Here is a 10,584-nt window from a genome sequence, read left to right on the forward strand (position 1 = left end):
ATTCGCTTATTGGTAAGGAACTATTAGTATCCAATTTTAAACTAAAAGAAGGCCAAGGATACCTTTTTGAGTAAACTGGAGAAGGGAAAAGAATGAGTGCATATACCAGATGCATATGTGGCAGAAAAAGAGGCGACCATAATGATCTTGTTGTTAGAATGAGACACTGTAATCGATCAGCATTTAATGGGTATCGGCTAACAATTTCAAAGTATTCTCAGGTTATTTGTACGAGAAAAGGATGTCCAGGAAGCTGGAGAACAAAAGCAAAATATGTTGATGAACTTCCAGATGAAGATAATACGCAAAATATTGTGTAACACCATGCATATTGGAAAAAGGCACAAAATGGATGATCAAAAACAGGTAATGGAGAAGATACGAAAGCTTCTTTCTTTGGCCACTTCTCCGGAAAAGGAAGAGGCAGAAACAGCTATCATGAAAGCTCACGAGCTGCTCTTTAAGTACAACCTTTCAATGGCCGATATCAACGAAGGAAAAACTACTATAAAAGAGGTTGTGTACCAAGATGGATTTCGGAGAAAACAATGGAGAGGTCTACTCTTATATAACATAGCAAAAGCAAACTATTCCGCTTTGTTGACGGGAGAAGGATATGGAGGCCATTATTCTTTCACGTTTGTAGGAAAAGAACATAATCTTCAGACATGTATATGGATGAGTGATTATTTATTGAAAGCTGTAGAGCGAATAAGTAGAAAGGAAATTCCGAAAAACGCAAAACAAAAGTATCGAGAAAACTATCGTCTTGGTATGGCAACAGGCATTTCATATACACTCTCTGAATTAAGAGCTGAGGAAGAAACTGGACCAGAAAGTCGATCGCTTATACTTGCAGAAGACGCTCAACTTAGTGAATATCTACAGGAACAGGGATTGAGAACCAAAGAAACATTTATAAAAAGTGGCTCAAAGGCTTTTTATAACGGCGTAAGAGAAGGCTTAAAGATCCCTTTGAACACGCAGATAAGCCAGGTACAAGCATGAAGGCTTAGATGGAGAGAAAAATGGGATGTAGCAGAAGAAAACTGAAAGACGGTGGAGTGATGATCATATGCGGTCCCGGAGTTACGCATAGCCCCTGTAGAGAATGCGGCTATGATTCTGACTTTCTTTGTGATTTTCCAGTCGGAGAAGGAAAAACCTGTGATGCAAACTTGTGCAGGGATCATGCACATGAGGTTGCTCCTGGAATACATTATTGTCCATCGCACTTCCAGGAATGGAAAATGTTCAGAGAATCAGGCGGAGTCAGACAGGTATTACAGAATGTTGTCCCCTTTGACATATAGCTTTTCGATTATCAACCTTCAGGCAATATGTTCTATGGTACTGAGTTTTCTTTTAGAAATCATTGGGCAGCAAATAAGCGATCAGTTAAAAATTGTTATTCTGTTCGGATTCATATCGTTGCTAAGGGATTAACTTTTGGATTTTCCTTTTTATTATTTACACATTGTGTAATTGCTTTGATTTCGCTTTCCCGCTAAATCCCAGAAAATCCCCGAATTTCCCAGCTTTTCTCGCTCATCTCAAGATCTTTTCTCTGCTTTAATCATCCTGTCCTCTAAATCTTCCGCAGCAACCTCACGATTATATAAAAGATAGCAGGGAAGTTTTAAAAAGCAGCCTGCTGCATACGGCTCGAACACTGTAACAATCATTTTTAAATTACGCAAAGATTTCATATACGCCGGATAATCAATCTGTCCGCAGACTATTGCATGGCTCTGCAAGCTGCCGGAAGTAGAAACATAAAGAGGCGTCCCCTTGTGGAAAACAAGCTGCATACAGCCTATTGGAAACGTAAGCTGTGAGCTGGTGGTGTCACTATGCAAAATCCAGTGATAGCGAACATACATTTCAAGGGGACTGCACGGTTTTACAACGCGAAATGCTTCTTGAATCATTTGTTTTCTTCTTTATTTCATGTATCTATTAGTTACCTGCACAAAGCATGACATCTGATAAAAAGAGTTAATGTCCACGAATTCATCAAATACAGTACCAATAATATAATGTATGACTCACATACATGGTTTCAATCATCATTTAGCAATGATTTTTTGGTGGCTGGAAATTCCTAACACATTATAGTTTATTGCGTTAGGAATTTCCGGCCGCCATCAGTTTCATACTGTTCTCTTTTTTGCTTTTGTGTGTATCGGTTTCAAATCAGAACCGGCAGATTCAAATATTTATGCCCTGCTGCTATACGTCTGAGGTCCGTTTCACTGGGCTACTCTGCAACAACAAAGGCAATCGCAAAATCGCCCTCGGTGGAAATCAATATTGATAATGCAGAGACGCCTGCTTCGTTCATTAGGGATCGAATTCCCTCACTGATTCACAATATAAGGAAAGCCATCTGCATCACGAAGCGATTCGACAATTCTCATGTCGAATCGCTTTTCTTTTGTAAAATGAGCCAATGCCTTGAAAACCGCTTCCTTGGCGGCAAAATGCGTTGCAAAGCACTCGGCCTGATAGGGAGCCGATCTGGATGCTCCAATTTCTCGCTCCGTAAAGGTGCGCCGGACAAATGCATCCAGTTGCATTAGATGCGCCATCCGTTGGATGGATACCATGTCAACGCCGACGCCAATCAAGATGGTGCCTCCGTGTTCTGCGGGTTCATGACCTTCTCAAATACAAAAAAGCCATCCTCCATCCCAGCGATGGGGTGATCCTCGCAAGGGGCTTCATGGGGGTCTGAGTGATGCTTGCAGTAAAATTCTGTTATTTTGAAGCCGCACTTATTGACATAGAAGTGAATGTTGCGCTGCTCAAAATATGGAGTACCGGTTTCCCATCTCTCCGTTTCCGGATAAGCGGCCTCGATCGCTTTCCATGCGGCGAGCCCTAACCCTTTACTGTGAACTTCTGGGTCAATAAAGAAGAAATCCAGATGATTACGGTTTGTGATCCGGTTAATTGTAACGATTACACCGCCAACTCTCTGCCCGTCAGAAAGGATATGAAAGCTCTCCGCACCCGTGCTGTAAAAATTGTCGTTGACGTCTTTATCGGGAGGAATCGGTTCACCGCCGATGAAACCATATTTTTCAATGACCGCAACGGAAAAGGCGGTCTGAAGACGGCTTCGAAATGCGGGAAGCTCAGGCTCTGTTAATCTTTCAAGAGAAATTTTGCTCATTTCTCGGTGGTCTCCTTATCGTTTGTAATCGGCATAAAAATTCGGACACAGAATTTTTCGTCAGCCTTTGTGATATCAAATCTCCCGCCGTGTTCCTCCACAAGCTTTTTGACTGTGGGCAAGCCGATCCCGTTACTGACGATATCCAAGCGTTCTCCAATATGATTTGAAATGACGATACCGATCTCATCTGCCTGCCTGCTGACATCAATCACGATAGGCTTCGACGGATCGGCGTACTTTTTTATGTTTGAAAACAGATTGTCGAATATCCGCCGCATATCAAATACGGAAATTGAAAGACTGAACTCATCGTCAATGACTGGGGGAATTGCTTGAAAGCCTGCTGCCTGCAGATCAAAGCACATCTCGGAAAGAATCTGTGAAAGCAGCAGCGTTCCAGAAACTGTCTCATCATCTGCCTGTGACTTGGGGCTGGAGCTGACCTGAAAGTGGCGGAACATTTCGTCAGAAAGGCTTTTCATTTGGGTTGCCTTTTCAATCGCACTATTCAAATAGCGTTCTTTTTCTGCTGCGTCCCGATACTTTTTATATCGTAGAATCTCAAGATACCCCGTCAGCTTGGTCAACGGCGTCCGCAGATCGTGGGACAGCGAGGTAATCAGCTGGCTGTTTGCCAGAACCGCCTCGTTTTCCCGTGCCATCTGTTCAATCACCGAAAGCCGCATTCCTTCAATGCTGCGTCCAAGCTCCGCCAATTCGTCCTCGCCGGAAGATTCGATGTGATAACTGAGGTCGCCGCCGGTAAGGATCTCCATCTCCCGGCTCAGGTGGGTAATTCGATGGATGATCCGATAAACATAGGGGATCAGGATGAGGAAAAAGCAGCTTGCGGCAATGACAAGGGAAATTACCAGCCCAAGGCTGTCATAGTGGGAGACAGACGGATACGCATAGGCATATATGACACCGTCTGAACAAGTCACTGGAATGCCTGCCGGTGTATCCTCCCCTTCCTCCGGAATATCGGCCATAGGGTTGTTATCTAAATACAGGTACGCCGTCTGGTATGTCTTTTCCCATTTCACATCCCGTGTGGCCCCATCGATCGTCAGTTCATTGGCTGTTACATATGCCTGAAAGCTTTCCACCGCAGCGGTTCCCTCGTTCGTCCAATAGGTGTCGAACTCTGATCCATACAGGAACCACCATATAACGCCTTCGTACAGAAGCAGGAAAACGGAAAAGGAGATAATCAGAGCAATGGCGGCAACCGATGTGAATTTAAGTCCCAGGCGGGATTGGTATTTCCTGCTATTCAATGCGATACCCCTTTCCCCAAACAGTTTTCAGCAGCGTCGGCTCCTGCGGATCTTCCTCGACTTTCTCCCGCAGCCTGCGAATATGAACCATCACCGTATTGCTGGAGGAGTAAAAGAACGGTTCCTCCCAAATGCTTTCATACAAATTCTGCGCGGAGAAAAGTCTTCCTCTATGGGACAGCATCAATTTGAGGATCTGATACTCCTTGTCGGTCAGATTCAATTCTTCGCCGTCCTTCCACGCTTCGTTTCGATCCTGGTAGAGTACAATTCCGCGCCATTCCAACGGTGTCTCGTTGGCAAGGTCGCTTTTTCCCTTGTAGGTCTGATAGCGGCGCAGAAGTCCCTTAACTCGAGCAAGGAGCTCTGCATAAGAGAAGGGTTTTGCGAGATAGTCATCTCCACCGGTGGAAAATCCAAGTGTCAAATCAGAATCCTTGTTTTTCGCGGTGAGAAACAGGATGGGAACATTGCTGATTTTCCTTAGCTGCAAGCAGACCTGATACCCGGACATACCTGCCATCATAACGTCTAAAACCACAAGATCCACATCGTCAGAAAAAGCGGAGAGTGCCATTTCACCATTCGTTGCTTCCAGTGTGACAAAGCCCTCGCTCTCCAGCAAAACACGGACAATCTCGCGAATTTCCGAATCATCATCAACAATCATGATTTTTGCTGCACCCATCATATTGTGGCACCTTCATTCAGCATTTTACTGCTATTTTACCATTCGCGCCTCCTGCAAGCAACTCGGAGAGACTCGAATTTTGTCGAGTTAAGAATACTTAAGGTCTTTGTAAGCGCCGGCGTCAGAATGTGTAGGTATAATGCGAAATTAAAAGCTATGCATATGTTCCTTTTTCTGTGGAGGTGCGGATGAAACAGCGTGAAAAGCGACTAAAGATTTATTTTCTCATCGTATTCTTACTTTTGCTTCTTGTCTCCGGAGTGTTCCTTGCCATTGTTTTTTTTAGAGGGCACTTCGGATCGGCAGAAGCCTTACGCACCTATATTGGTTCGTTTGGCTCGCTTGCGCCGCTGATGCTGACGGCCATTCAAACCATGCAGGCGTTTTTTCCAATCATTCCGAGCTTTTTCGGGTTTATAGCAGGAGCTGGATTGTTTGGAGCAGCCGGTGGTTTTCTCTGCAATTATATTGGGATTAGTCTTGGCTCCATGATTGCTTATCTGCTTGCAAGGCGCTTTGGGGTCGGATTTGTAAAGCAGATTATACCAGAGAAAAAATACAATGCGGCAGTTGAATGGGCAGCTTCAAAAAAAAGCTATACCGTTGTGTTTTTCCTATCGATTCTTCTCCCGTTTGCGCCGGACTGCGCACTGTGCTATTTTTCCGGCCTGATTAATATGCCCATCAAAAAATACATTCTGATTATTGTTACTGCAAAGCCCTGGTGCATCCTGCTTTACAGCATTTTTTTCAACAGCATACTTTAGGAGGCTCTTATGCTTGGATTTTATAACTACACGGTCATTCTCACCTACATCGGAATGCTGACTTCCTTTTTTGGAATTGTCTTTGCTGCGGACGGGAGCATTATGCAGGCATTGCTTTGCCTGATGATTTCCGGTTTTTGCGATATGTTTGATGGGCGTGTGGCGTCTACCATGAAAAGGACGCGCAGAGAAAAGGATTTTGGCATTCAAATTGATTCCCTCAGCGACCTTGTCTGCTTCGGGGTCCTGCCCGCCGTGATCGTACATATGCTGAGTCCTAAAAATATGATTGTTTCAAGTATTTGCGGGCTCTATCTACTGTGTGCGCTCATTCGACTGGCGTACTTCAATGTGGATGAAGCGGAAAGGCAGGAGAGCACGGATACAGGACGCGAGATCTATCAGGGACTTCCAGTAACCTCTGTGGCGCTTATTCTACCGCTACTATTTTGCGCCTCTCGTATTCCGGGCTTCCTGCTAAAAGCAGTCGCTCCAGTGATACTGCTCCTCATGGCAACTGCATTTGTGACGCCCTTTCACTTAAAAAAACCAGCTTTGCCAGGTAAATTGGTCATGTCGTTTGTTGGAATCAGCGAGCTGGCGCTGTTGCTTACGAAAGGTGGTTTTTGATGGAAGATCGCATAATGCAGTTCTTTTATAAAACAACAATCGGGCGGTTATTCATCAATCTACTGCTAAAAGCAGGGCTGCCCAAGGTCATGGCAGCCTATCTGCGTTCCCCCTTATCAAAGCACCTGATTCCGCGGTATATCAAAAAACACAGGATTCCCATGCGGGATTTCCCAGAGATAAGTTACCGTTCTTTTGCGGAGTTTTTCTCTCGAAGAAAAGAATTCAGCGTTACAGACCCAAACCCCTCCCATTTTTCAAGTCCTTGTGATGGCTTGCTCAGTGCATATTCAATTCTGCCTGACAGCAGCTTTGCCATCAAAAATTCACACTATCGGCTATGCGATTTGATAGACGACACGGAGCTTGCCAAACGATATTGTAATGGGCTTTGTCTGATTTTCCGCCTCACGGCGGCAGATTACCATCACTATTCGTTCGTTGATGATGGCTACATCGGTAAGAACCACTTGATTGAGGGCACACTGCATAGCGTTCAGCCGATCGCTTGCGACGCATTTCCGGTTTATCGATTGAATCGCAGATGCTGGAAACTACTTGATACGGACCATTTTGGCCCTATCATTCAAATTGAGATCGGTGCGCTTGCTGTTGGTGGCATCGTCAACGAATATGAGGAGACTTCCTTTGAAAAAGGAACTGTTATGGGGCATTTTGAGCTGTGCGGCTCGACAATTGTGCTTTTGATCCAGAAAGAGAAAATAAGACTCTTGTCCAAAATTGAAACGGTTTTGGCAGCTGGCGATGAGTTTCGTGTGACCCAGGGAATGTGGATTGCATCAAAGCCAAACACGGAACATCCGGAGCCGCCTACAAGCGATAAGCAGCGGAGTGGCTGAAAGCCAATGCATGAGATATATTCTTCATGCTTTTAAAAAAACGCAGGAGAAAATTGCACATGGAATACTTGAAGAAATGCGGAAACAAACTCCTGCCGGAATACTCCCGTATTCCACTGGCCCTTGTTCTTGTTTGGAACGGCATCGCCTATTACGGTGGACGGCTGATTGCTCAAAACTGGCAGCACACGCAGATGGATTTACCGCTGGACGCAGTCATTCCTTTTGCACCATGGACGGTTTCTATCTATATTCTGAGCTATTTTTTCTGGATTGTGAATTATATATTAGCTGCTCGCCGGGACGAGGCGTCCGCATATCGGTTTTTTTGCGCAGATTTCATCACAAGGTGCGTTTGCTTGATATCCTTTCTGATTCTCCCCACCACGAATGTGCGCCCAGAGGTAATTGGTAGCGATATTTGGAGCGCACTAATGCGTCTGGTCTACCGCAGTGATGCGGCAGATAACCTATTTCCCTCCATTCACTGCATTGCAAGCTATCTGTCTGCTGTAGGAATCAAAAATGACAAGAGCATCCCATTATGGTATCGCATTTTTTCCTATGGCTTTGCTGTCGCCATCTGCATTTCAACGGTAACGACCAAGCAGCATGTGGCTGTTGATGTGGTCGGCGGTATCGCCTTGGCCGCTGCAGCATATTGGGTTTCGGGCCATTGTGCCGTATCCGCATTCTATATTCGTATGATTGACCGCCTGCGTAGGAAAGTCTGCATGACCAACACGAATTGATACTGCCCAAAGCATTAGTGCCAATCTTTAGAAAAATTAAGAAGTGTAGCGCTAAGATTTTAAGAAGTTCCTGATAAAATAGCATCATCGAAAGCAAGTACGCATTCGAAACACATTATTGAAAGGAACATTTTAATCATGAAAGAAAGCAATTTCAAAAAAGTAAGAGGTAATGGGAAAAGAATTGCGGTCATCGCTTTGGCGCTGGTTCTGTCGCTGTCGGCCTTGACAGGCTGCGGCACAAACAAGAAAAAGGGCACAGATGCCAAGGATACAACACCCCAGAGCCAGCAGCAGGACACCAGCAAGAAGGATACCTCGGCTAAGGATACTGTCACCCCCTCAACGCAGGCCCCTGCTGGAAACAACACGACCAATCAGGATACTGCAACTCAGGTGCCTGCGGCCAAGGACACCACCAAAGCCCCCGCTACCAAGGCTCCTGCTACAAACAGCACCAAAGGCAATTAAAATACTTAACCACTGGTTGTCCTACGTTGCAGATTATAGAAGCTCTATCGGCTCGGCACAGCAAGCAAGAGTCAAGTGCCACTCCTGCCAGTGAGAGCAAGTCAGACAGAGGCAGGATAATATATTTTCTTTTTCATTTTTCCTCCTTTACTAAAACGCCTCCTGTGCAGATCACACAGGAGGCGTTTTAGGTCAGATTTGAAAGGAGTACGCAATCATGAATTCACAGACTATTTTAATCGTAGAGGATGAGGCCGAAATTCGCGAGGGAATCAGAATTCTTCTCAGCGGAGAAAACTATACCATTCTGGAAGCGGAAAACGGGCAACAGGGCTTAGGATGCTGGCCGATTGCGTCGATCTCGTTATTCTTGATGTCATGATGCCTGGTATGAGCGGCCTGCGCGTGTGCAAGGAGATTCGCAAGACGTCTGCTGTTCCCGTTTTATTTCTGACAGCAAGAGCGCAGGAGTCTGACAAGCTCATCGGGCTTACCGCTGGCGGCGACGACTATTTGCCAAAACCGTTTTCGTATGCGGAGCTGATTGCCAGGGTGAAAGCGCTTCTGCGCCGCTACTGCGTATACCGCGGCAAGGAGCAGCCCGGAGAGCTGTGCAAAAGCAACTATCTGGAACTGGGTGATGTACGGATTGCCAAAGATCACAACGAAGTCTGGGTGAAAGAAAAAGAAATCAGCTTGACGGAGATTGAATACCAAACTCTATACCTACTGATGAAAAGTCCCGGGCGGATTTTCTCCACGCAAAATATTTACGAGGCCATCTGGAATGAGCCGTATTTCTATATTTCCAATGGCACGGTCATGGTTCATATTCGAAAACTGCGGGTGAAAATGGAGGATGATCCGCAGGAGCCAAAATATATACAGACGGCATGGGGCAAAGGATATCGTTTCTGGAAAGGGGGAGCCGATGCGTAACCGTTCTGGAATGAGCTTGCGATTTATTCGCCTGCTGTTCATCGCCGCGCTATGCAGTATTCTGCTGATGGGTTTCCTATACTACGGCGGAAACATTGTAATGAATGAACTGCTGGAAAAAACAGATTTTCAAGTCAAGCGGACAGAGGATCGTGTGAAGGCTTTTCAGAATTATGTGAAAAAAAACGATGTTGAATCGACCGACGCAGACGCATTGCTCGATTAGTATAATCAGCAGCCGCTTGTTCTGATGGAGGTCTACCGAAGTAATAAGCTCATGTTTAATTCAAGGGCACCTCTAAAAAATAGAGGGATTTCCTAAATTTTGTAATTATTGATATTCTCCTTACAGGAGGAGGAAAGATGGCACAACAAAAAGGCTTTTTGGATGAAGATTTTCGTTTGGAAGAAATCAGCAAACAGGGAGACCCGCTTCGGAAGTTGGATGAATACATCGATTGGGAAATGTTTCGTCCGATTCTCAAGAACGCCTTTCGTAAAGAAGCAAAAGGACCTGGAGGAAGACCTCCGTTTGATTATGTGATGATGTTCAAAATCCTGGTGCTGCAAAGATTGTACAATCTCTCCGACGCTCAGATGCAGTTTTACATTTTAGACCGACTTTCGTTTATGCGATTTCTCGGTCTGCAAATTAATGATACTGTACCGGATGAAAAGACCATCTGGCATTTCCGCGAGGTCCTTTCAAAGAAAGGGAAAGTTGAAATTCTATTCGAAAAGTTCCGCTCATTCCTGATGGAAAATGGAGTCATTGCGCAAAGCGGAAATATCGTTGATGCCAGCTTCGTAGAGGCGCCAAAGCAGCGCAACAGTAGAGAAGAAAACGAAGAGATTAAAGACGGAAAAACTCCTGAGAATTGGAATGAATCAAAGAAAAGTCAAAAGGATACCGACGCTAAATGGACCACCAAAGGTGGAATACGGCATTTTGGCTACAAGAATCATGTGAAGGCCTGTAAAAAATCTAAACTCATAAAAACCTATGCGGTAAG

General features: G+C 45.1%; 15 protein-coding genes. 10 read left to right on the forward strand and 5 right to left on the reverse strand.

Annotation, left to right across the window (positions count from 1 at the left end):
• Window positions 1-324 precede the first annotated feature (324 nt).
• On the forward strand, window positions 325-1,008 hold the full coding sequence (locus tag F459_RS0121240) for a DUF2786 domain-containing protein (RefSeq protein ID WP_169517934.1): 684 nt from the start codon (window positions 325-327) through the stop codon (window positions 1,006-1,008).
• A 545-nt stretch (window positions 1,009-1,553) separates the two neighbouring features.
• Here the strand turns inward: F459_RS0121240 and F459_RS22800 are convergent.
• The 5 genes from F459_RS22800 to F459_RS0121275 all read right to left on the reverse strand — a co-directional run bounded on the left by F459_RS22800 (window position 1,554) and on the right by F459_RS0121275 (window position 5,152).
• The gene (locus F459_RS22800) at window positions 1,554-1,931 is read right to left on the reverse strand and encodes a DUF6597 domain-containing transcriptional factor (protein ID WP_020614667.1); all 378 of its coding nucleotides are present in this window, start codon (window positions 1,929-1,931) and stop codon (window positions 1,554-1,556) included.
• 429 nt (window positions 1,932-2,360) lie between these two features.
• A complete protein-coding gene (locus tag F459_RS23075; RefSeq protein WP_020614668.1) occupies window positions 2,361-2,630 on the reverse strand; it encodes a holo-ACP synthase in 270 nt (89 codons plus the stop codon).
• Entirely contained in the window at window positions 2,627-3,178 is a 552-nt protein-coding gene (locus tag F459_RS0121265) for a GNAT family N-acetyltransferase (RefSeq protein WP_020614669.1), read from the reverse strand. Before F459_RS0121265 ends, F459_RS23075 begins: the two co-directional genes overlap by 4 nt.
• Window positions 3,175-4,461: a HAMP domain-containing sensor histidine kinase gene (locus F459_RS23415; RefSeq protein WP_020614670.1), complete on the reverse strand. Its 1,287-nt coding sequence runs from the start codon at window positions 4,459-4,461 to the stop codon at window positions 3,175-3,177. Before F459_RS23415 ends, F459_RS0121265 begins: the two co-directional genes overlap by 4 nt.
• Entirely contained in the window at window positions 4,454-5,152 is a 699-nt protein-coding gene (locus F459_RS0121275) for a response regulator transcription factor (protein ID WP_020614671.1), read from the reverse strand. The genes F459_RS23415 and F459_RS0121275 overlap by 8 nt, the downstream gene beginning before the upstream one ends.
• 260 nt (window positions 5,153-5,412) lie before the next feature.
• Here F459_RS0121275 and F459_RS0121280 point away from each other — a divergent pair, with 260 nt between their 5' ends.
• The 9 genes from F459_RS0121280 to F459_RS0121315 all read left to right on the forward strand — a co-directional run.
• Entirely contained in the window at window positions 5,413-5,919 is a 507-nt protein-coding gene (locus tag F459_RS0121280) for a VTT domain-containing protein (RefSeq protein WP_169517973.1), read from the forward strand.
• Window positions 5,920-5,928: 9 nt separating this feature from the next.
• Window positions 5,929-6,549 (forward strand): CDP-alcohol phosphatidyltransferase family protein, encoded by a 621-nt coding sequence (locus tag F459_RS0121285; protein WP_020614673.1) that lies wholly within the window; start codon window positions 5,929-5,931, stop codon window positions 6,547-6,549.
• Complete coding sequence (locus tag F459_RS22815) at window positions 6,549-7,409, forward strand: phosphatidylserine decarboxylase (protein ID WP_020614674.1); 861 nt, start codon at window positions 6,549-6,551, stop codon at window positions 7,407-7,409. The genes F459_RS0121285 and F459_RS22815 overlap by 1 nt, the downstream gene beginning before the upstream one ends.
• Window positions 7,410-7,468: 59 nt before the next feature.
• Window positions 7,469-8,161: a phosphatase PAP2 family protein gene (locus tag F459_RS0121295; protein WP_020614675.1), complete on the forward strand. Its 693-nt coding sequence runs from the start codon at window positions 7,469-7,471 to the stop codon at window positions 8,159-8,161.
• A 138-nt stretch (window positions 8,162-8,299) separates the two neighbouring features.
• Window positions 8,300-8,632: a hypothetical protein gene (locus F459_RS0121300; protein WP_020614676.1), complete on the forward strand. Its 333-nt coding sequence runs from the start codon at window positions 8,300-8,302 to the stop codon at window positions 8,630-8,632.
• 217 nt (window positions 8,633-8,849) lie between these two features.
• Window positions 8,850-9,014 carry a response regulator gene (locus F459_RS24490; protein ID WP_245540249.1) on the forward strand — a complete coding sequence of 55 codons (165 nt, stop codon included), beginning with the start codon at window positions 8,850-8,852 and terminating at the stop codon, window positions 9,012-9,014.
• Window positions 9,011-9,571 carry a response regulator transcription factor gene (locus F459_RS23080; protein WP_245540250.1) on the forward strand — a complete coding sequence of 187 codons (561 nt, stop codon included), beginning with the start codon at window positions 9,011-9,013 and terminating at the stop codon, window positions 9,569-9,571. The genes F459_RS24490 and F459_RS23080 overlap by 4 nt, the downstream gene beginning before the upstream one ends.
• Window positions 9,564-9,797 carry a hypothetical protein gene (locus F459_RS0121310; protein ID WP_020614677.1) on the forward strand — a complete coding sequence of 78 codons (234 nt, stop codon included), beginning with the start codon at window positions 9,564-9,566 and terminating at the stop codon, window positions 9,795-9,797. The genes F459_RS23080 and F459_RS0121310 overlap by 8 nt, the downstream gene beginning before the upstream one ends.
• Window positions 9,798-9,934: 137 nt before the next feature.
• Window positions 9,935-10,584 (forward strand): IS5 family transposase (locus tag F459_RS0121315; RefSeq protein ID WP_020614678.1); only part of this gene is annotated, 650 nt, incomplete at its 3' end.

It is taken from the genome of Sediminispirochaeta bajacaliforniensis DSM 16054, assembly GCF_000378205.1.
GTDB classification, from domain to species: Bacteria; Spirochaetota; Spirochaetia; order DSM-16054; family Sediminispirochaetaceae; genus Sediminispirochaeta; species Sediminispirochaeta bajacaliforniensis.